Genomic DNA, 20,084 nt, shown 5'->3' on the forward strand with positions numbered 1-20,084 from the left:
CAGACGCATGTCTTCCCGCAATAACCCGGCGCGTGTCGCCATCGTGATGGGGTCCAAAAGCGACTGGGCTACCATGCAGTTCGCCGCAGAAATCTTTGAAATTCTGGATGTCCCGCACCACGTAGAAGTGGTTTCTGCCCACCGCACGCCCGATAAACTGTTCAGCTTTGCCGAAAGCGCTGAAGAGAATGGCTATCAGGTGATTATTGCTGGTGCGGGTGGCGCGGCCCATCTTCCTGGGATGATTGCGGCGAAAACGCTGGTGCCAGTACTGGGCGTTCCGGTACAAAGCGCGGCGCTGAGCGGCGTCGATAGCCTGTACTCTATTGTACAGATGCCGCGCGGTATTCCGGTCGGTACGCTGGCGATTGGTAAAGCGGGCGCGGCTAACGCGGCGCTGCTGGCGGCGCAGATTCTGGCGACGCATGATACCGCATTGCACCAGCGTCTGAACGACTGGCGCAAGGCGCAAACGGATGAGGTGCTGGAGAATCCGGATCCTCGAGGTGCGGCATGAAACAGGTCTGCGTACTGGGCAACGGGCAGTTAGGCCGGATGCTCCGTCAGGCGGGTGAACCGCTGGGCATCGCCGTCTGGCCGGTCGGGCTGGATGCGGAACCGGCTGCCGTGCCTTTTCAGCAAAGCGTAATTACCGCAGAAATCGAGCGCTGGCCGGAAACCGCGTTAACGCGTGAACTGGCGCGTCATCCGGCCTTCGTTAACCGCGACGTATTCCCCATCATTGCTGACCGGCTGACGCAAAAACAGCTTTTCGATAAGCTCGGTCTGGCGACCGCGCCGTGGCAGTTGCTGGCAGACAAAAGCGAATGGCCTGCTGTCTTTGACCGTTTAGGCGAACTGGCGATCGTGAAACGTCGCGTCGGCGGTTATGACGGTCGCGGTCAGTGGCGTTTACGCGCCAGTGAAACCGATCAACTGCCGGGCGACAACTACGGCGAATGCATAGTTGAACAAGGCATTAACTTTTCGGGTGAAGTGTCCCTCGTCGGCGCACGTGCGCATGACGGCAGCACGGTGTTCTACCCGCTGACGCATAACCTGCATCAGGACGGTATTCTGCGCACCAGCGTCGCCTTTCCACGCGCTGACGCCAGACAGCAGGCGCAGGCCGAATCGATGCTTTCGGCCATCATGCAAGATCTGGGTTACGTCGGCGTGATGGCAATGGAGTGTTTTGTCACGCCGGAAGGTCTGCTGATCAACGAACTGGCCCCGCGCGTACACAACAGCGGTCACTGGACGCAAAACGGCGCCAGTATCAGCCAGTTTGAGCTGCATCTGCGGGCGATTACCGGCCTGCCGATGCCGTCACCGGTGGTGGACAGTCCATCAGTCATGGTGAATCTGATTGGCAGCGATCTGAATTATAACTGGCTGAAACTGCCGCTGGTGCATCTGCACTGGTACGACAAAGAGGTGCGTCCGGGGCGTAAAGTCGGTCACCTGAATCTGACCGACAGCGATACCGCGCGTCTGAGTGCGACGCTGGAAGCCCTCGCGCCGCTGCTCCCGCCAGAGTACGCCAGCGGTATCCTCTGGGCGCAAACTCAGCTTAAATAAACCTTCATTACGGGTAAAATGCGGGGAAGTTTAACTTATACTTCCCCGCGCTCTCCTTCCGCGCGTAAAATCCCGTCCATTGCTGTTTGTCTTTTTCAGGATTTCTCATGAACGATGGAACGGACTATCGCGCGATTCTTACCGCCGATACGCCCTTAATCGATGTCCGCGCGCCGGTTGAATTTCAGCAGGGTGCCATACCGGGCGCGATAAATTTACCCTTAATGAATGATGACGAGCGTGCCGCCGTGGGTACCTGCTATAAACGCCAGGGGCCAGAGGCTGCACTGGAGCTTGGTCATCAACTGGTCTGCGGCGAGATTCGCCAGCAGCGTCTGGACGCCTGGCGCGAAGCCTGCCGGCAACACCCCCAGGGCTATCTCTGCTGCGCCCGGGGCGGTCAGCGTTCGCACATTGTCCAGCAGTGGCTACGTGAATCCGGCGTGGATTACCCGTTGATCAACGGTGGCTACAAAGCGCTACGCCAGGCCGCGATTGCCGCCACGGAAGAACAGGTCCAAAAACCGATCGTGCTGATTGGCGGTTGCACCGGCAATGGCAAAACGCAACTGGTGCAACAGCAGGAAAACGGGGTGGATCTTGAGGGATTGGCCCATCATCGCGGCTCCTCATTTGGCCGCACTCTGGAACCGCAGCTCAGTCAGGCGAGTTTCGAAAATCTGCTGGCGGTGACGTTGCTCAAAAAACAGACCACACGCTGGGTACTGGAAGATGAAGGTCGAATGATTGGATCTAACCATTTGCCGGAATGCCTGCGCGAGCGCATGGCGCAGGCCACTATCGCCGTGATTGACGATCCGTTCGAACGGCGTCTTGAGCGCCTGCGTGAAGAGTATTTTGTGCGAATGCATCATGATTTTACCCACGCGTATGGCGAAGAACGGGGATGGCAGGAATACAGCAACTATCTGCATCACGGGCTTTCTGCAATTCAACGGCGTCTGGGTTTGCAGCGGTTTAACGAGTTAACCGCAAAGCTGGGCGTGGCGCTGGAGACACAGCGTCATACCGGCAGCACCGAAGCGCATTTCAGTTGGTTAGTGCCGCTGCTGGAAGAGTATTACGATCCGATGTATCGCTATCAACTGGAAAAGAAAGCCGGAAAGATTGTCTTTCGTGGAACGTTCGAAGAGGTGGCGGGCTGGCTGAGCCACTAAGAATTGCCGGATGGCGACGCTCACGCGTCTTATCCGGCCTACAAATCACCACAGTCCTGCAGGCCGGATAAGCCTCAGCTCCATCCGGCACACAAATCACCACAGTCCTGCAGGCCGGATAAGCCTCAGCGCCATCCGGCACACAAATCACCACAGTCCTGCAGGCCGGATAAGCCTCCGCGCCATCCGGCGCACAAATCACCACAGTCCTGCAGGCCGGATAAGCCTCCGCGCCATCCGGCACACAAATCACCACAGTCCTGTAGGCCGGATAAGCGCCAGCGCCATCCGGCACACAAATCACCACAGTCCTGTAGGCCGGATAAGCGCCAGCGCCATCCGGCACACAAATCACCACAGTCCTGTAGGCCGGATAAGCGCCAGCGCCATCCGGCACAGCATCATACTTAGAAGTCGTAACGCAGGCGTACCAGGTTCATATCACCCAGGTCGTCGGTGCTGGAGGTAAAGACATGTTCGTAATCAACACGGAAACCGTAATCCAGTTGGAAGCTGATACCCACGCCATTATCGGTACGCAGGTAATTGCGACCATTCACATATTCAATGCGGTCCCCCATGAAGTACGGCTGAATGGATTTCAACGCATACTGGTTGATTGGGAATTTATAGCCCGCAAAATATTCCAGCCCCCACGCATCACCGGCAAAGTAGTCATGTGCTGACACTTTCCTGGTGGTCATGAAGTTCTGATACCAGCCGCCGCCCAGTGAGAAGGTCCAGTTATCCGGTGTCCAGCTCAGCGCGGTACCCACGATATTCTGATCGTACGTTTTGCTGCCGTTACCGCGCATTTCCGCACGCGTGTAGTTCCACGCCGTACCCCAGCTCAGATCGTCAGTGATGTGATAATCCGCACCCAGTGAACCACCGCCTTTACGCTTGTAGTTCAGGCCATTGTTCGGGTTGTAGTCGTCGCTGAACAGATAAGAGGCGTAGAGATCAACATCGCCGACCGTTTTCTTATATTTCAGCATTTTGCGGGAACGGTAAGAACCATCATAGTCGCCGTTAATCCCGTTACCCGGAGCCTGACCAATCATGTCGTAGTCCCAGATATCGGTTTTCGCACCGACTACATCGTAGTAGATGCTGTTCTGTTGACCGAAGGTCAGCGTACCCCAGGTATCGCTCTTCAGACCGGTGTACAGCATACGACGCGTGGTGTCATGCGCGCCGTCAGCATAGTGGTTATCCCAGTTGAACTGCGCCGGAATGTTAACACCCAGTTCGTAGAAGCTGATCCAACTAATGTCATCAAACAGATAGTAATCTGCCGCGAAGCGGAAACGGGTACCGCCGTCAAAGCCATTGCGTTTATAGCCATTTGCGCCGTCATCGCCCGTCATATTCTGGAACTGAGGACGAATACTTCCGCCAACGGTAAAGTTAAGACGGCTCAGCGGATTGCCCGCCTGTGGATCTTGTTTCAGAACGGTGATTTCCGCCTGAGAGGCGAAAGACGTCAATGCCACTGCTGCGCCGATCGATGCCGCCAGCGCTGTTGTTTTTATAGTCATTATTTTTCCTTGATAGATTTCCTGCTAATTATTCAGCGATTGAATATTAACTGGTATTAACACTGACGTGTTGGCGGGTTTTTAATGATTTGTGCCGTTAAACAGCGAAGGGTTATCAATTTATGCTACTAAGAAAGTACGCGCCAGCATAAAAACCGGCGCGTCATTATCACGATGTTAAACAGTAAACTGCCGGAACAACGCTTTCCCTTTCAGCAGACGGACACCGAGCCAGCCTCCGCAAAGAGAAAGTAAAAGCGCACCGCAGACCGGCAGAACAATCCACAAACGCCAGTCAGGTTCCCACGGGAAGTCAAATACCTGAGTTTGCAGCACTGCCAGCGCGGTTTCCGCGCCGATGGATGCCACCAGCCCGGAGACCAGCCCCAGCATGGCGAATTCACACCATAGCGTGGTACGCAGGAGTTTCTTGCCCGCGCCTAACGTCCGCCAGACCACCAGTTCCTGATGACGCTGACGCATACCGACCTGCACCTGCGCCAGTAACAACAGCATGCCGCAGGCGGTCACCAGCACCACCATCACCTCCAGCGCCCGGCTAACCTGCTCCAGCACCTGCCCCACCTGCTTAAGGATCGCGCCGATGTCTAACAGGCTGATGGTCGGGAACTCTCGGTTAAGCTGCGTCAGCATGCCGTTGCCGTTTTCCCAGCGGAAGCTGGTCAGCCAGCTTTGCGGCTGACCATCCAGCGCGCCGGACGGGAAGATAAAGAAAAAGTTGGGTCGCAGGCTCTCCCAATCTACCCGACGCAAACTGGTTACCTTCGCACTGAAGGCCTGGGTGTCGCCCATAAAGGTGACGCTGTCGCCGAGTGAAACGTTCAGCCGTTTTGCCAGTCCCTCTTCCATCGATACCTCGCCTTTTTCTGGCGGCCAGTGACCGGCGGTGACAGGATTGTGATCCGGGCGGGCATCCTGCCAGGTCAGGTTTAGCTCACGATTCAGAGACTCATCTTGTCCACCTTCTGTCGACGTGTTGTTTATTGCCGTCAACCTCGCCCGCACAATCGGGTAGAACGCTTCCGGGATCACCTGATGCTCGGAGAGAAATGCTTTCACCTGTGGCACCTGATCCGGGGCAATATTGATCAGAAAATAGTTTGGACTTTCCGGCGGAAGCTGCTGCTGCCAGCGATCAAGCAGATCGCCGCGTAATACCAGCAACAGCGCCAGCAGCATAAACGACAGCGAAAACGCCGACAATTGGCTCAGCGTCGACCACGGCTGACGCAGCAGGCGACTGACCGAAAGGCGTAGCGGCAGCGCCGATAGCGTCATCCCCCGCAGGACGTTCAGCAGCATCCACCCCAGCACGCCACAGAGCAGCGCCAGTACCACCGCCCCCGCCAGCACCGCCCACAGCAGCGGGCTGCCGCCCATTAACCCGGCCAGTAACACCACCACCACAACGGTTACGATCGGCAAATAGAATTTCAGCGGCCAGACGCTGGCCACCACATCACGACGTAATACGCGCAGCGGCTGGGTGGCTAATAACAAGCGATAGGGACGCAACCCGACCAGCAGTGAGATCACCGTCATGGTGCCCAACGCCCAGATCCACGGCCAGGAACTGGCAGGCGGCAGCGCGGCAGGTAATACCGGTTTGAGCAGCGCCATTAACAGCTTTTCGAATAGCAGACCGATCGCCCCGCCCGTCACGGCGGAAAGCGCCAGAACCATCAGCCACTGCCCGACGATAAGTTTTCGCAATTGCACCCTACCCGCGCCGAGCGTTTTCAGAATCGCCACCAGATCGTAGCGACTGCGACAGTAGTGATTCATCGCCACCGCCACCGCAGCGACGGCCAGCAGCAGCGTTAACAGTGCCGAAAGAAGAAGAAATTGTTGCGAACGCTCAAGGGATTTGCCCAGCGCGCCTTCGTCCTGTTCAAGTCCGTACCAGCGATGCTCCGGCTTTAGTTGCGGTAGCAACCACTTTTCATAGCCATCAAGCTGTTGCGGCGTGCCGCCAAATTTATAGCGCCATGTGACGCGACTGCCGGGCTGTACGGCACCGGTTTTCGCGACATCCGCCGTATTCATTAACAGGCGCGGGGCCATCTGGAAGGGGTTAAAGCCGGAGTCCGGCTCCTGTACCACTTCACCGGCAATGCGCAACGTGGCATCGCCGACATCAAGGGTGTCGCCGGTTTTCAGATTCAGCAACGCCATCAATCGCGGTGCCAGCAGTACCGTTCCCGGCTGCGGCGTGAGCCCTGGTGGGTTGGTTTCCAGCTCGCCGTACATCGGGTAGATATCATCAACCGCTTTGACATTCGCCAGTTGGGGCGTGTCACCGGCAAAGGTCATGGTGGCAAACGTCAGTTGTTCCCCGACCTTCAGACCGCGCTGACGCGCTTCGTCAAGCCACGCCTGCGGCACTACGCGTGAGCTACGCAGTGCCCGGTCGCCGGCCATAAACTCACGGCTTTGCTGACTTAATCCTTTTTCCATCCGGTCGCTGATATTGCCCAGCGCCAGCACGCAGGCCACCGCCAGACTCAACGCCAACCAGACAATCAACAGCGACGGCGAGCGCCATTCGCGCCAGAACCAGCGTGCAATCATGCCTCCTCCTGCAACTGTCCATTCACCAGACGCAACCGCCGGTTGCAGCGCGCCGCCAGTTGCGGATCGTGAGTCACCAGGATAAGCGTGGTACCGTGTTCGCGGTTAAGAGAAAAGAGTAGATCGGCAATCTTCTCGCCAGTTTGCCGGTCGAGATTACCCGTCGGTTCATCGGCAAACAGGACGTCCGGGCGACCATTAAAGGCACGTGCGAGTGCCACGCGCTGCTGCTCACCGCCAGAAAGCTGCGCCGGAAGATGGTCCAGACGCTTGCCCAGCCCCAGTTGTTCAAGAAGGGCTTTCGCTCCCGCTTTAGTTTGTCCGCTGTTTTCGCCGCGCAGCAGTGCGGGAAGTTCAACGTTCTCCAGCGCATTCAGCGTGGGAATCAACATAAATGACTGAAAGACAAAACCGACATGCTGTGCACGCAGTTGAGCCCGAGCCTCTTCATCCATCTGATGCAACGGTTTCCCCACCAGATTGACGTCACCGTCGGTACCGTCATCCAGCCCGGCGAGGATCGCCAGCAGCGTGGATTTCCCTGAACCCGATTCGCCAATCAGCGCAATGGTCTCAGCGCGTTTGACAACCAGGTCAACTCCGGTAAGGATGGAAAGCTCGTGCTCCCCCTGACCGACGGACTTCTTAAGATGATGAACTTCAACAATGTTTTCCGCTGGCATTTGCCTTTCCTGTTCCTGATCCTGTTTACCTGTCGGGCCGCTGCGGCTGACACGTTGTTAATCCTCGGCGACAGCCTGAGCGCCGGATATCGAATGTCCGCCAGCGCCGCCTGGCCTGCGCTGCTCAACGATAAATGGCAGAGCAAAACCACCGTGGTGAACGCCAGTATCAGCGGCGACACCTCCCAGCAAGCGCTGGCGCGTCTGCCTGCGCTACTCAAACAGCATCAACCGCGCTGGGTACTGGTCGAGCTGGGCGGCAACGACGGACTGCGTGGATTTGCGCCGCAACAGACCGAACAGACGCTGCGTACCATCGTGCAGGACGTCAAAGCAGCGAACGCCGAACCGCTGCTGATGCAAATTCGCCTGCCCGCAAACTACGGTCGTCGGTATAATGAAACCTTTAGCGCACTCTATCCAAAGCTCGCCAAAGAGTTTGATATTCCTCTGTTACCCTTTTTTATGGAAGAGGTCTATCTAAAACCGCAATGGATGCAGGATGATGGTATTCATCCTAACCGCGATGCCCAGCCCTTTATTGCCGACTGGATGGCGAAGCAGTTGAGTCCTTTAGTAAAACACGAGTCTTAATTCAACGGAGATCCTGACAGGTAAAGTTATGCAAAAATCGGTCTTAATAACAGGCTGTTCCAGCGGTATCGGCCTGGGAAGCGCGCTTGAGCTGAAGCGTCAGGGCTTTCAGGTTCTCGCCGGCTGCCGCAAACCCGACGATGTCACGCGCATGAATAACATGGGATTCACCGGCGTATTGATCGACCTCGACTCTCCCGAGAGCGTGGATCGCGCCGCTGACGAGGTGATCGCCCTGACCGATAACTGCTTATACGGGATCTTTAACAATGCCGGATACGGCGTTTACGGTCCGCTGACCACCATCAGCCGCGCACAAATGGAGCAGCAATTTTCCGCTAATTTTTTTGGCGCGCACCAGCTCACCATGCGCCTGTTACCGGCGATGCTGCCGCACGGCGAAGGTCGGATCGTGATGACCTCCTCGGTGATGGGGTTGATCTCAACGCCTGGGCGCGGTGCCTACGCGGCCAGTAAATACGCGCTGGAAGCCTGGTCAGATGCGTTGCGCATGGAGCTGCGTCACAGCGGAATTAAAGTCAGCCTGATTGAACCCGGCCCCATCCGTACGCGTTTTACTGAAAACGTCAATCAGACACAAACGGATAAACCGGTGGAAAACCCCGGTATTGCCGCACGTTTTACGCTGGATCCTGACGCAGTTGTCGACAAAGTGCGCCATGCTTTTGTCAGCGATAAACCCAAAATTCGCTATCCCGTTACGCTGGTGACCTGGGCCGTTATGCTGCTTAAACGCCTGCTGCCGGGACGCCTGATGGACAAAATTTTGCACGGATGAGTTGAAGCACGCGCTTAAGCCCCCATGTAAAAAAGAAATCGACACAAGAGAGTGACTCCATGTCCACACAGAATATTGTCAACATTAACGAATCTAACCTGCAGCAGACCTTAGAACTGTCGATGACCACGCCGGTCCTGTTCTACTTCTGGTCTGAACGCAGCCAGCACTGCCTGCAATTAACGCCGGTGCTGGAAAGTCTTGCCGCGCAGTACAACGGCCAGTTTATTCTGGCAAAGCTCGACTGCGATGCCGAGCAGATGATTGCCTCTCAGTTTGGTCTGCGCGCCATTCCGACCGTCTATCTGTTCCAGAACGGTCAGCCGGTTGACGGCTTCCAGGGACCGCAGCCGGAAGAGGCGATCCGTGCCCTGCTCGACAAAGTGTTGCCACGTGAAGAAGAGCTGAAAGCGCAACAGGCCATGCAACTGATGCAGGAAGGCAACTACATTGAAGCGCTGCCGCTGCTCAAAGATGCCTGGCAACTCTCTAACCAGAATGGTGAAATCGGCCTGCTGCTGGCGGAAACACAAATCGCCCTCAACCGCTCTGAAGACGCAGAAGCCGTGCTGAAAACCATTCCGCTACAGGATCAGGACACCCGCTATCAGGGGCTGGTTGCGCAAATTGAACTACTGAAACAGGCGGCAGATACGCCGGAGATTCAGCTACTGCAACAGCAGGTAGAGGAAAACCCGCAGGATGCCGGACTGGCAGCGCAATTGGCGCTGCAACTGCATCAGGTCGGACGCAACGAAGAAGCGCTGGAACTGCTGTTTAGCCATCTGAAGAAAGATCTCGCTGCCGCGGACGGTCAGGCGCGTAAAACGTTCCAGGAAATTCTTGCCGCGCTGGGTACCGGCGATGCGCTGGCGTCAAAATATCGCCGTCAGCTGTATGCCTTGCTGTACTGATGGTATTTGCCCGATGGCGCTACGCTTATCGGGCCTACAATAAGCACTCATCCGTAGGCCGGATAAGGCTTCAGCCGCCATCCGGCGATCTCTGTTACGATTTCTTTAAATGCGTCACCACCAGTTGGTGACGCGAATTATAGAACTTTCGATACGTTAAATAGCAGGCAATGATGGTCGACAGACTCGCCGTTGAGAGTAGCATAAACGTCACCATGATCTGATATTTAATCGCTTTAACCGGATCGATACCGGCAAAGATCAGCCCCGACATCATCCCCGGTAAACTCACCAGTCCGACCGTTTTCGCGGAGTCGATCGTCGGGATCAGCGAGGCGCGAATACTATCGCGGATCAAGCCAGCAGAGGCCATTTTCGGCGTGGCGCCAAGGCTGAGTTTCTCCTGAATCCGCTGCTGCTCGCTGCTGAAGCGCTGCCCCAAATTGTTGTAACACAATCCAACAGCCACCATCGCATTACCGGCAATCATCCCGGAAATGGGGATCACCTGCATAGGGATAAATTCAATCGATCCTGACAGCACCAGCACCGCCAGCGTTAACCCTGCCCCCGTCGTGATGGCAATGAACGAGGAAATAAACGCTTTATCAATATATTTACTGCGTTTCTGCGCGTTATACGCGGCGTTAAAACAGATAAATAATACCATCACTACCGTCAGGACAGCATGATTCACCGCGAAGATATATTTCAGGACATAGCCGACGATAATAAGCTGAACCACGGCGCGAGCGACGCTCCAGAGAATATCTTTCTCCAGCGCCAGTTTCTCTTTGTGGCTTATCAGCATCGCCACCACCACCAGCATCATCGCTAATCCCAGTGACTCGTTGGTAATATTATGTTCATTCATTTCGTGCTTCCTGCATTTCTCCGGCATGCGGCATCAGCGTGATTATTTCATCCGCATGATTAATTTCATCTTTATCGTGAGTCACCCACAGTACGCCTGTCTGCTTGTCGCGAGCATAGTGATGAATAATCTCATTTACATTGCGCTTATTGCTTTCATCCAGCGCGCTGGTGATTTCATCAAGCAGTAAAACCTGCGGCAAAAACTGTAAATTGCGGATCAGGGAAATGCGCTGTTTCTCTCCACCGGAAAGTTCGTTGATATTTTTCGCCAGAATCGTCTCCGGCAGTTGAAAGCGGGCCAGGTCCGCCAGAAAAACCCCAGGGTCAGGACGCCGGTTACGGATTTGCCAGGGGAAGATCAGATTATCGTAGACGGTATCGCCAAAAAGCGCGGGCGTCTGGGCGCAATACGAAACCTGTTGGCGATAATGTTCCGGGTTGAGCGTGGCGATCTCCTCCCCGACAAAGAGGATCTCGCCGCTAGTCGGACTGAGTAACGACGCAATAATCTTTAGTAAGGTACTTTTTCCACAGCCGGAAGGGCCGGTTATTAATTTAAAATCACCGGGGTGCAAGTTAAAACTGATGTTATTCAGAATTTTCGTTGTCCCGACCTGGTAGCCCACATTGTTTAGCTGCAGCAAAATGCTATTTTCACGCATTATCTATCCTGTTTTCGCGTTTTATCGCAAAATAGTGTATCCCTCTAATTAACGAGAGGGGAACTCTCTTTAATGAATCAGGTATAATTTCAAGAGTACCGTCGCCAGTCTCGACATCATGGACAGTTCAACAGGAGGTTTTCAATGCTTATCGTTATTCCTATTCTCATTTTTGTCGCGCTGGTGATTGTCGGTGCCGGTGTGAAAATTGTTCCCCAGGGATATCAGTGGACGGTAGAGCGATTTGGCCGCTATACCAAAACCCTGCAACCGGGTTTAAGTCTTGTGGTGCCGTTCATGGACCGGGTTGGCCGCAAAATCAATATGATGGAACAGGTTCTGGATATTCCATCTCAGGAAGTGATCTCAAAAGACAACGCCAACGTTACCATTGATGCCGTCTGCTTTATTCAGGTCATTGATGCTCCACGTGCGGCCTATGAGGTCAGCAACCTGGAGCTGGCGATCATCAACCTGACCATGACCAACATCCGTACTGTTCTCGGTTCTATGGAACTTGATGAGATGCTCTCCCAGCGTGACAGCATCAACACGCGGCTGTTGCACATTGTCGATGAAGCGACCAATCCCTGGGGCATCAAAGTCACCCGTATCGAAATCCGCGACGTGCGTCCGCCCGCAGAGCTTATCTCTTCAATGAACGCCCAGATGAAAGCAGAACGTACCAAGCGCGCCTATATTCTGGAAGCCGAAGGGGTTCGTCAGGCGGAGATTCTGAAAGCGGAAGGGGAAAAACAATCGCAGATCCTGAAAGCAGAAGGCGAGCGCCAGTCGGCCTTCTTACAGGCAGAAGCCCGTGAACGTTCTGCTGAAGCGGAAGCCCGCGCAACCAAAATGGTTTCGGAAGCCATCGCCTCCGGGGATATTCAGGCAGTGAACTACTTTGTGGCGCAGAAATATACCGAAGCGCTACAGCAAATCGGCTCGTCCAGCAACAGTAAAGTGGTAATGATGCCACTGGATGCCAGCAGCCTGATGGGTTCCATTGCCGGGATTACTGAACTGATCAAGGACAGCGCCAGCGCACGGAATAAATGATGATTAGCTTAATCGTGGAACACCCACATATTTTCTGGCTGAGCCTCGGCGGCCTGCTTCTGGCCGCTGAAATGCTGGGCGGTAACGGCTATCTGTTGTGGAGCGGCGTCGCGGCGGTCATTACCGGCATTCTGGTCTGGCTGTTGCCCGTCGGCTGGGAATGGCAGGGTGTTACCTTTGCTGTTTTAACGTTGTTAGCCGCCTGGTTTTGGTGGAAGTGGATGGCGAAACGCGTTCGCGAGCAAAAACCCGCAGACGGTCAGCTCAATCAGCGTGGTCAGCAACTGGTTGGCCGCCGGTTCGTTCTGGAATCTGACCTGGTCAACGGACGCGGACATATGCGGGTTGGCGACAGTTCATGGCCGGTCAACGCCAGCGACGATCTGCCCGCAGGAACGCACGTTGAAGTGATCGCCGTTGAAGGTATCACGCTCTATATCAGACCCCTTCCCCGATGAAGCAGATGACAGGAATCGAATAATGGTCAGGAAGACGCCTCTGGCATTAAGTTTTTGCGCACTACTGACGAGCGCCCCACAGGCATTCGCCTCGTTTGACATGGCAGACTGTACGTGGAGCGACGAACGTTGTCTGCTAAAAGGCGACCCTATTCTGACGCCCGGTAATGATTCTCGCGATAACCTGTTGCGCCTGCTGAGTGAGGCAAAGTCGTTTGCTGTGCCCGTTCAGTCGATGCCTGCGGATATCAGCCGTTCACGCGATTTCTATTTTGCTTATCATCCGCAGTGGGATGACGTTGATGTCCAGGCGGACTCGCCTGAACAAACGCAGAACGCGCCAGACCCGATCGTCCAACAAATGGCTACGCTGCAGGTGGAGCCAATCGAATTCAAGCACGACGGTGAGCAGGAAAACCGTTTCGTCTCCAACAATGCCGACAGCGTCAGCCAGTTTTTTGCCGCGCTGCTGAACGATGCCGCGCTAACGGCGGAGCAAAAGCAGGCGCTGGCGCAGGCGCGCCTGGGGCTATATTCCGGGGCCAGCGCGGAGCAGATTACAGCGTCTCTCACCACGCTTCCTGTGGATTCACCTGCTCTGGCGTATAAAACCTATCTGACCGGCGCGGCCCATTTTTACGCGGGCGAATACGAAAGCGCGGCGCAGACCTTCACATCGCTGCTTAAGCACGATCGCCCGTGGCTGGCGGAAACCGCGCAATATATGCTGATGCGCACAGCGCTCAACAAAAGCAGCCAGAACAGCGTCGGCGAATATGGCGATTTTGATATCGCACGAATAAACCGTGAAGACGCCCTACTCGCGCAAAAGGAGGCCCAGACCTATCTCCAGCGCTGGACGGAAGGCCGCTATGCCGATTCCGCACGTGGCATGCTGCGCCGTATCGATTGGTATTTGCAGGACTGGACAACCCTTGCGGGATTGTATGAACAGGCATTCCAGCAGGCCACCGATGCGCAGGCGCTGCGAAACCTGGTGATTGAATACGATAACGTCTATGGCATGCAGTTTTACGATCAATCCGTTCAGGAGGCATTTGCCGATGCCCCCCTCGTCAGCTATACCGAGATGCTGCGCGCCCTTCGCCTGGACAGCGATCGGAAACCAACCCTGACCCAGGCCAACCTTGATGCCAGCAAGCCGGTTTTTGACAAGAGCGGAAAACTGCCGCTGTGGCGCAATTTACAACTCAACCTGTGGCTGGCGACAGATAACTATGCCGCCATTCTTCAGGCGGTCACTCCGGCGCAAAAACTTCCGCCTCACGATATCCTCGCCTTCAGCGAACAGGTTCTCTATGGTAATGCGCTGATGGGACAAAAGCAGTGGCCAGCGGCGCGCGATTTCTGGTCGATACTGCTGATGCTGAGCCAGGATAACGAACAGCAACAATATGTGCAGGCAAAACTGGCGGCCACGCTGGTCTACAGCGGTGATACAGCGGCGATTTTTGCCCCGAACAGCGCCGTCACCAGTTTGCGCTATCGCTCCCGGGTACTGAAAACCGTGGCGATGCCTGAGCAGTTACGTCAGCAGGTCAGCCATGGACCGAATAACGAAGAACGTACTATCGCACTGCATACGCTGCTGGTGCGCGATCTCACTGAAAACCGCTTTAGCGACTGGCTGCAGGACCGCAAACTTACCAGCGTCATCACGCAGCCGGCGATCGGTGAGGCGTTCGATGATGTCAATCTGAGTGCGTTTGACTGGAACGGCGACGCCGCCGAAATCGGTTACGTGTGCCGCAGCCTCAATGATACCGTCGGCACGCTGAGCAAAAATCCCGATGACGCCCATGCGCTGAACTGTCTGGGCGAATTCTTCCGCACCTCGCAAACCCATGTCGATTTGTGGAAAGACAGCGCAGGTAATGGTGAACTGGAATCCGCTATCCATCAGAAAGATCCCGTCGGACAGTTTAATCGCCAGCGTTATTATCAGCAGGTCATCGCCTCGCCGAAAGCCGAGCACGAAGACAGAAGTTACGCGCTGTATCGCGCCATCATGTGCTACGCCCCGTCCGGCGCGAATGAGTGCGGCGGAGAAGAGGTGGACAAATCGCAGCGTAAAGGCTGGTTCACGCAGTTGAAAACTCAGTATCCGGGTAGCCCGTGGGCGCAAAAACTCAAATACTACTGGTGATTGCGTTACTGGCGGAACAGGCGCAGGCGGCAGAGACGGTTACCGCCCGCGAACACCCTGCATTCTGGCTCTGGTCGGGGGTGAAAGCCAGCGACGAACTGAGAGACGCCCGGACTGTCTATTTGCATCAAGGGGACGTAATGATACGGGAGAAGGGTGCAGAGTTTCAGCGCCTGGGACTTCCTGTCACTCGCCTGACGTTTCCGTCCATCTGGCTTACCGTGCGCTTTACCACGCTCGACGTCCCGGACACGATCCCGGCTCGCATCGTGCGGCTGATGCAGCGCTGGCAGGCGGCAGGAAATCAGGTCGTGGGGCTACAGGTCGATTTTGACGCCGCGACGCATCAACTCGCCGACTATGCCCGCTTTCTGCAATCATTGCGCCAACAACTGCCGCCCGACTTTGCTCTTGGAGTCACCGGATTGCTGGACTGGGCGAAAACGGGAGATATCGCGACGCTGAACGCGCTGCCGGTGGATGAACTGGTAGTGCAGAGCTATCAGGGACGGCACACGGTAACGAATTATCAGGACTACCTGCCCGCTCTCACCCGACTGCGTATTCCGTTTAAGCTTGGTCTGGTACAGCACGGCAAGCGAGATCGCCTGGCGGAAGCACCGTTACAAACGTCGCCGTGGTATCGTGGTACAGTGGTCTTTATGCTCAATCCCGACGCGCGTTAAGCCTGCGCCTTGTGGTGGCAACAGCCAGAAAGGTTATCGATAATCGGGCATTCCGCGCTGTCATCGCCCGGACATGATTCCGCCAGCGCCAGCAACTGTACGCGCATCGACTGTAATTCGCTGATATGGCGTTCAATTTCCGCCACTTTCTCCAGCGTTCGCTTTTTGACATCCGCACTATGACGCCCCGGATCGTTGAACAGATTTACCAGTTCACCGCACTCTTCAAGATTGAATCCGACCTGGCGCGCCTGGCGCAGCAGCGTCAGCTCATTGAGATGCTGTTGGCCGTACGTGCGATAGCCGTTTTCGCCACGCAGCGGCGGCGTGACCAGCCCTTTCTCTTCATAAAAGCGGATCGCTTTACTGGTTAAACCGGTTTTTTTTGCTACATCGCTGATATTCACAAGTCCTCCGCACCTTAAGCTGTGGCATGCTGTCATTATAACGTACTTGTTGCTGACACCACACGCCCCCTCCCTTTTGATGCCCGTATCCTCCTGGCATTTCACATTTTCCCGTAACCGTCGAGCGTTCGTACTAATAAACAGTGAAGCACATCGAAGCAGGCGTACCTTTTTCTGTAACAATTGCCTGTTATAAGTGATCGCTTTCGCAATTTTAACTCTTTTATTTGATCATTCTACGCGGGTAGATTTATTAATCTCCGGTAAAAATATAATATCTACGCGAGTAGAACATGAAGAGAACAAACCTGCGACGTATGTCGACAGATAACTTCAAGGAGTTCTTATGAACACGCATTCATCCTCTGTTCCCCTGACGGATAACCTACAGGCAGCTCAGGAGCGGCTGGAAACCCCCGAAGGGCGCCGCGAGTTTTGGCGAGCAACATTTTCCTGCTGGTTAGGTACCACGATGGAATATGCCGATTTTGCCCTGTACGGCCTTGCCGCAGGCATTATCTTTGGCGATGTCTTTTTCCCGGAAGCGACACCCGTCATGGCGTTACTTTCCAGCTTTGCCGCCTATTCTGTCGGGTTTATTGCTCGCCCTATCGGTGCATTACTGTTCGGCTGGATAGGCGATAAACATGGTCGAAAAATTGTCATGGTTATCACGATTGGATTGATGGGCATGTCGACCATGCTAATAGGATTAATCCCCAGCTACGCCCAGATTGGCGTCTGGGCGCCGGTGTGCCTGGTTATCCTTCGATTTTCTCAGGGCCTGGGAGCCGGCGCGGAGCTCTCAGGCGGTACTGTGATGCTCGGTGAATATGCTCCAGTTAAACGCCGTGGGCTGGTTTCCTCGATTATCGCGCTGGGCTCGAACAGCGGAACATTGCTGGCTTCTCTGGTTTGGCTCATCGTCCTGCAAATGGACAAAGATGACTTACTGAGCTGGGGCTGGCGTATTCCTTTTCTTTGCAGCATTCTTATCGCCGCTACAGCGTTATTGATTCGTCGCCATATGCGCGAAACGCCCGTTTTTGAACGTCAAAAAGCCCTCCTGCAGGCCGAGCGAGAAAAAGTTCTTCGCGAGGGAAAGGCACAGCAACAGCATGATACACGTAGCTTCTGGAAACGGACGCGTGCGTTCTGGACCATGGTCGGATTACGCATTGGCGAGAATGGCCCTTCCTACCTGGCTCAGGGATTTATCATTGGCTATGTCGCGAAGGTGCTGATGGTGGATAAATCTGTGCCGACCATGGCGGTGTTTATCGCATCGGTTCTGGGATTCGCCATTATTCCTCTGGCGGGCTGGCTGTCCGATCGATTCGGCAGACGGATCATCTATCGTTGGTTCTGCTTGTTACTCATCCTGTATGCCTTTCCGGCATTCATGCTGCTGGATTCTCGTGAGCCGTGGATTGTTATCCCAACGATCATTACCGGGATGGGAATCGCGTCACTGGGTATTTTTGGTGTTCAGGCTGCCTGGGGCGTTGAGCTTTTCGGTGTCACGAATCGTTATACTAAAATGGCATTTGCAAAAGAGCTTGGTTCCATTATGTCTGGCGGGACAGCGCCACTTATCGCCTCTGCACTGCTCTCGTTTTATGGACACTGGTGGCCAATCGCTCTCTATTTCGCTCTTATGGCCACAATTGGACTGGTAACCACTTTCTTTGCACCAGAAACGCGTGGGCGGGATCTTAACTTACCCGAGGATGCGATTTGAGGCTAGAGAACGTGAGATGCGCGTTCTTTACCAAAGATTTTTGGGTCATAACGCCTTATGCTGTCTGGAAAAAATCACTCTGAACGCAATCAGGTAGGTGCCTTGTGACTCAATCACATTTACAACGCGTAACACGTGCTGACGTGGCAAAAGAAGCGGGAACGTCCGTCGCTGTCGTTAGTTACGTTATTAATAATGGCCCGCGCCCTGTTGCCGAAGCGACCCGACAACGTGTACTACAGGCCATTAAGAAAACTGGCTATCGACCCAATGGCATCGCGCGGGCGCTGGCTTCAGGGAGTACACAAACTTATGGGCTTGTCGCACCTGACATCTCGAACCCGTTTATCGCCTCTATGGCTCATGCTCTGCAACACGAAGCATTTGCTGATGGCAAAGTACTCCTGCTGGGTGATGCAGGCGACAGTAGCTGCCGTGAACGTGAACTCATTAATAATATGTTGCACCGCCAGGTTGACGGGCTGATCTACACCAGTGTCGATCGCCATCCTTATATCAATTTGATTCAGGAAAGCGGTACCCCCTGCGTCATGCTCGATCGCGTGGATCCTGGGCTTAACGTCAGCGTTATCCAGGTTGATGAACAACTGGCGGCGATGCAGGTAACACAACATCTGATTGATCACGGATACCGTGATATCGGCATCATCTGTGGTCCGCGTGAAATGCTGAATACTCAGGATCGTATCCGCGGCTGGCAGCAGGCGCTGGAAGCCTCATCGTTAATGGTCAATCCCTCATGGATTTTTTCGACCAACTATACCCGCGCGGGGGGTTACGAGGCGACTAAACGCATGCTGCAGCGCCAGCCGCCGCGCGCGCTGTTCGCGACGAATGAACAGCAGGCACTGGGTTGTTTACGCGCCCTGGCGGAACATGGACTGCGCGTTCCTGAAGATGTTGCACTGGTCTGTTTTAACGCGACACATGAATCGGCTTACAACGTCCCTTCTTTAACCGCCGTTCGACAACCGGTCGATAAGATGGCCCGTGCGGCAATTGACATGCTGAAAAATTGGGATGGAAAGGTTCGCCGCGTTGAATTTGAGTTTTATTTACGAACAGGAGAGTCATGTGGCTGCCAGGGACATGAAGTACAACCCGAGACAACGTGAAAATAAACCGATGCGTATAATTATTGACTGCGATCCCGGCAATGGCATTCCCGGCGCGAATATCGATGACGGCCTGGCGCTGGCGCTGGCGATCGCCGCTCCGCAAATCACTCTGGAGATGATCACCACTGTCGCAGGAAATACGCCGGTAGACGTGGGATATGCCGTCGCTAAAGATCTCATTACGCAATTGGATATTCCCGTTTCGGTTTACCGTGGTGCCTCGCGCGCACTCCGGGAAGATCCGCATCCCTGGCGTGAAAAACTGGATCAGGGTGTCGATCAGTTTGGCTTACGGCAACTCTGGTCTGAGGTTCCTGCCCCGGCATTGTGTCAACAGGTAACTTCCCATGCACCTGAGGCAATAGGTGAACTCATCTGTAATAACCCTGATGAGATCACGTTGGTTGCTACCGGTCCACTCACCAATGTGGCCATTGCCCTACAGCTTTACCCGCAGATTGTTCACGCGGTCAAAAATATCGTTGTTATGGGCGGCGTATTCAATGTGCCGGGCTACCTGAAAGATACAAATTTTGGTCTCGATCCTGAGGCAGCTCATGCGGTGCTTACCAGCGGCGCACCAGTCACGCTGGTCCCGATGGATGTGACCACGAAAACTCAAATGCTTCACGCTGATTTGGATCGTCTGGCAACAACAGAAAACGGGCTTAGCCGTTATCTGGCGCAAACCATTCGCCCGTGGATCACATACTCTATGCAAACCCGCAATCTGCCCGGATGTTGGATCCACGATGTGTTAACCGTTGCCTGGTTACTGGATCCCTCTCTGGCAACGATGGAGGAAGATTATCTGGATGTCTCTCTGGAAGGCATCACGCGCGGTATGACCTGTCGCTATGGACGTGACACGTTGCGTCTCAATGTTGGGATCCCTGAACCAAAAGGTTCGCCGGTAAAAATTCTGCAGAGCGTCGATAACCGGCGACTTCTTTCGCTGATTGAGCACTATATCCATACCTACAGCGCATAGTGTTACGGGTCAGAAA

General features: G+C 54.8%; 19 protein-coding genes. 13 read left to right on the forward strand and 6 right to left on the reverse strand.

Annotated elements, in window-relative coordinates; genetic code table 11:
- Window positions 1–7: 7 nt before the first annotated feature.
- The 3 genes from purE (at window position 8) to mnmH (ending at window position 2,759) form a co-directional block, all read left to right on the forward strand.
- Entirely contained in the window at window positions 8–517 is a 510-nt protein-coding gene (gene purE / locus KE671_RS08870) for a 5-(carboxyamino)imidazole ribonucleotide mutase (RefSeq protein ID WP_206162607.1), read from the forward strand.
- Window positions 514–1,581: a 5-(carboxyamino)imidazole ribonucleotide synthase gene (gene purK, locus KE671_RS08875; RefSeq protein ID WP_206162608.1), complete on the forward strand. Its 1,068-nt coding sequence runs from the start codon at window positions 514–516 to the stop codon at window positions 1,579–1,581. Before purE ends, purK begins: the two co-directional genes overlap by 4 nt.
- A gap of 107 nt (window positions 1,582–1,688) precedes the next feature.
- On the forward strand, window positions 1,689–2,759 hold the full coding sequence (mnmH, locus tag KE671_RS08880) for a tRNA 2-selenouridine(34) synthase MnmH (protein WP_206162609.1): 1,071 nt from the start codon (window positions 1,689–1,691) through the stop codon (window positions 2,757–2,759).
- 407 nt (window positions 2,760–3,166) lie between these two features.
- On the opposite strand, the gene KE671_RS08885 is transcribed toward mnmH, so the two are convergent.
- The 3 genes from KE671_RS08885 to ybbA form a co-directional block, all read right to left on the reverse strand.
- Complete coding sequence (locus KE671_RS08885; RefSeq protein ID WP_206162610.1) at window positions 3,167–4,300, reverse strand: porin; 1,134 nt, start codon at window positions 4,298–4,300, stop codon at window positions 3,167–3,169.
- A gap of 177 nt (window positions 4,301–4,477) precedes the next feature.
- A complete protein-coding gene (ybbP, locus tag KE671_RS08890; RefSeq protein WP_206162611.1) occupies window positions 4,478–6,892 on the reverse strand; it encodes a putative ABC transporter permease subunit YbbP in 2,415 nt (804 codons plus the stop codon).
- On the reverse strand, window positions 6,889–7,575 hold the full coding sequence (gene ybbA / locus KE671_RS08895) for a putative ABC transporter ATP-binding protein YbbA (RefSeq protein ID WP_206162612.1): 687 nt from the start codon (window positions 7,573–7,575) through the stop codon (window positions 6,889–6,891). The genes ybbP and ybbA overlap by 4 nt, the downstream gene beginning before the upstream one ends.
- Here ybbA and tesA point away from each other — a divergent pair.
- Genes tesA through KE671_RS08910 form a run of 3 tightly spaced genes read left to right on the forward strand, consistent with a single transcriptional unit; the run spans window position 7,543 to window position 9,882 of the window.
- Window positions 7,543–8,169 carry a multifunctional acyl-CoA thioesterase I/protease I/lysophospholipase L1 gene (tesA, locus tag KE671_RS08900; protein ID WP_125339513.1) on the forward strand — a complete coding sequence of 209 codons (627 nt, stop codon included), beginning with the start codon at window positions 7,543–7,545 and terminating at the stop codon, window positions 8,167–8,169. The genes ybbA and tesA overlap by 33 nt on opposite strands.
- A gap of 28 nt (window positions 8,170–8,197) precedes the next feature.
- Window positions 8,198–8,968 carry an SDR family oxidoreductase gene (locus KE671_RS08905; RefSeq protein WP_206162613.1) on the forward strand — a complete coding sequence of 257 codons (771 nt, stop codon included), beginning with the start codon at window positions 8,198–8,200 and terminating at the stop codon, window positions 8,966–8,968.
- A gap of 59 nt (window positions 8,969–9,027) precedes the next feature.
- The gene (locus KE671_RS08910) at window positions 9,028–9,882 is read left to right on the forward strand and encodes a co-chaperone YbbN (RefSeq protein ID WP_206162614.1); all 855 of its coding nucleotides are present in this window, start codon (window positions 9,028–9,030) and stop codon (window positions 9,880–9,882) included.
- A 94-nt stretch (window positions 9,883–9,976) separates the two neighbouring features.
- On the opposite strand, the gene fetB is transcribed toward KE671_RS08910, so the two are convergent.
- Window positions 9,977–10,756, reverse strand: coding sequence for an iron efflux ABC transporter permease subunit FetB (gene fetB, locus KE671_RS08915; protein ID WP_206162615.1), 780 nt, complete (start codon window positions 10,754–10,756; stop codon window positions 9,977–9,979).
- Window positions 10,749–11,420 (reverse strand): iron efflux ABC transporter ATP-binding subunit FetA, encoded by a 672-nt coding sequence (gene fetA / locus KE671_RS08920; RefSeq protein ID WP_206162616.1) that lies wholly within the window; start codon window positions 11,418–11,420, stop codon window positions 10,749–10,751. Before fetA ends, fetB begins: the two co-directional genes overlap by 8 nt.
- Before the next feature lie 144 nt (window positions 11,421–11,564).
- On the opposite strand from fetA, the gene KE671_RS08925 reads away from it, so the two are divergent.
- From KE671_RS08925 to KE671_RS08940, 4 genes are read left to right on the forward strand one after another with little or no spacing between them, the layout of a single operon-like run.
- On the forward strand, window positions 11,565–12,479 hold the full coding sequence (locus KE671_RS08925) for an SPFH domain-containing protein (RefSeq protein ID WP_206162617.1): 915 nt from the start codon (window positions 11,565–11,567) through the stop codon (window positions 12,477–12,479).
- Complete coding sequence (locus KE671_RS08930; RefSeq protein WP_206162789.1) at window positions 12,479–12,937, forward strand: NfeD family protein; 459 nt, start codon at window positions 12,479–12,481, stop codon at window positions 12,935–12,937. Before KE671_RS08925 ends, KE671_RS08930 begins: the two co-directional genes overlap by 1 nt.
- Window positions 12,938–12,959: 22 nt before the next feature.
- Window positions 12,960–15,104 carry a hypothetical protein gene (locus KE671_RS08935; RefSeq protein WP_206162618.1) on the forward strand — a complete coding sequence of 715 codons (2,145 nt, stop codon included), beginning with the start codon at window positions 12,960–12,962 and terminating at the stop codon, window positions 15,102–15,104.
- On the forward strand, window positions 15,074–15,790 hold the full coding sequence (locus tag KE671_RS08940; RefSeq protein ID WP_206162619.1) for a DUF3142 domain-containing protein: 717 nt from the start codon (window positions 15,074–15,076) through the stop codon (window positions 15,788–15,790). Before KE671_RS08935 ends, KE671_RS08940 begins: the two co-directional genes overlap by 31 nt.
- On the opposite strand, the gene cueR is transcribed toward KE671_RS08940, so the two are convergent.
- Window positions 15,787–16,197, reverse strand: coding sequence for a Cu(I)-responsive transcriptional regulator (gene cueR / locus KE671_RS08945; RefSeq protein WP_044258912.1), 411 nt, complete (start codon window positions 16,195–16,197; stop codon window positions 15,787–15,789). The two genes, KE671_RS08940 and cueR, sit on opposite strands and share 4 nt — an antisense overlap.
- Window positions 16,198–16,543: 346 nt before the next feature.
- On the opposite strand from cueR, the gene KE671_RS08950 reads away from it, so the two are divergent.
- From KE671_RS08950 to KE671_RS08960, 3 genes are all read left to right on the forward strand, one after another.
- Complete coding sequence (locus KE671_RS08950) at window positions 16,544–17,938, forward strand: MFS transporter (RefSeq protein ID WP_206162620.1); 1,395 nt, start codon at window positions 16,544–16,546, stop codon at window positions 17,936–17,938.
- A 104-nt stretch (window positions 17,939–18,042) separates the two neighbouring features.
- Window positions 18,043–19,074: a LacI family DNA-binding transcriptional regulator gene (locus KE671_RS08955; protein WP_206162621.1), complete on the forward strand. Its 1,032-nt coding sequence runs from the start codon at window positions 18,043–18,045 to the stop codon at window positions 19,072–19,074.
- Window positions 19,075–19,084: 10 nt separating this feature from the next.
- Complete coding sequence (locus KE671_RS08960; protein WP_206162790.1) at window positions 19,085–20,068, forward strand: nucleoside hydrolase; 984 nt, start codon at window positions 19,085–19,087, stop codon at window positions 20,066–20,068.
- Window positions 20,069–20,084 lie beyond the last annotated feature (16 nt).

It is taken from the genome of Citrobacter amalonaticus (genome assembly GCF_018252635.1).
In the GTDB taxonomy this organism is placed as follows: Bacteria; Pseudomonadota; Gammaproteobacteria; order Enterobacterales; family Enterobacteriaceae; genus Citrobacter_A; species Citrobacter_A amalonaticus_E.

What these genes read in the sequence shown, in the direction of transcription:
- KE671_RS08925 (WP_206162617.1), top strand. Translation starts at nt 11,565, where the DNA reads ATGCTTATCGTTATTCCTATTCTCATTTTTGTCGCGCTGGTGATTGTC.
- ybbP (WP_206162611.1), bottom strand. Translation starts at nt 6,892, where the DNA reads ATGATTGCACGCTGGTTCTGGCGCGAATGGCGCTCGCCGTCGCTGTTG.
- ybbA (WP_206162612.1), bottom strand. Translation starts at nt 7,575, where the DNA reads ATGCCAGCGGAAAACATTGTTGAAGTTCATCATCTTAAGAAGTCCGTC.
- purE (WP_206162607.1), top strand. Translation starts at nt 8, where the DNA reads ATGTCTTCCCGCAATAACCCGGCGCGTGTCGCCATCGTGATGGGGTCC.
- KE671_RS08960 (WP_206162790.1), top strand. Translation starts at nt 19,085, where the DNA reads ATGCGTATAATTATTGACTGCGATCCCGGCAATGGCATTCCCGGCGCG.
- KE671_RS08885 (WP_206162610.1), bottom strand. Translation starts at nt 4,300, where the DNA reads ATGACTATAAAAACAACAGCGCTGGCGGCATCGATCGGCGCAGCAGTG.
- fetA (WP_206162616.1), bottom strand. Translation starts at nt 11,420, where the DNA reads ATGCGTGAAAATAGCATTTTGCTGCAGCTAAACAATGTGGGCTACCAG.
- purK (WP_206162608.1), top strand. Translation starts at nt 514, where the DNA reads ATGAAACAGGTCTGCGTACTGGGCAACGGGCAGTTAGGCCGGATGCTC.
- KE671_RS08935 (WP_206162618.1), top strand. Translation starts at nt 12,960, where the DNA reads ATGGTCAGGAAGACGCCTCTGGCATTAAGTTTTTGCGCACTACTGACG.
- mnmH (WP_206162609.1), top strand. Translation starts at nt 1,689, where the DNA reads ATGAACGATGGAACGGACTATCGCGCGATTCTTACCGCCGATACGCCC.
- fetB (WP_206162615.1), bottom strand. Translation starts at nt 10,756, where the DNA reads ATGAATGAACATAATATTACCAACGAGTCACTGGGATTAGCGATGATG.
- KE671_RS08930 (WP_206162789.1), top strand. Translation starts at nt 12,479, where the DNA reads ATGATTAGCTTAATCGTGGAACACCCACATATTTTCTGGCTGAGCCTC.
- KE671_RS08950 (WP_206162620.1), top strand. Translation starts at nt 16,544, where the DNA reads ATGAACACGCATTCATCCTCTGTTCCCCTGACGGATAACCTACAGGCA.
- KE671_RS08910 (WP_206162614.1), top strand. Translation starts at nt 9,028, where the DNA reads ATGTCCACACAGAATATTGTCAACATTAACGAATCTAACCTGCAGCAG.
- KE671_RS08905 (WP_206162613.1), top strand. Translation starts at nt 8,198, where the DNA reads ATGCAAAAATCGGTCTTAATAACAGGCTGTTCCAGCGGTATCGGCCTG.
- tesA (WP_125339513.1), top strand. Translation starts at nt 7,543, where the DNA reads ATGATGAACTTCAACAATGTTTTCCGCTGGCATTTGCCTTTCCTGTTC.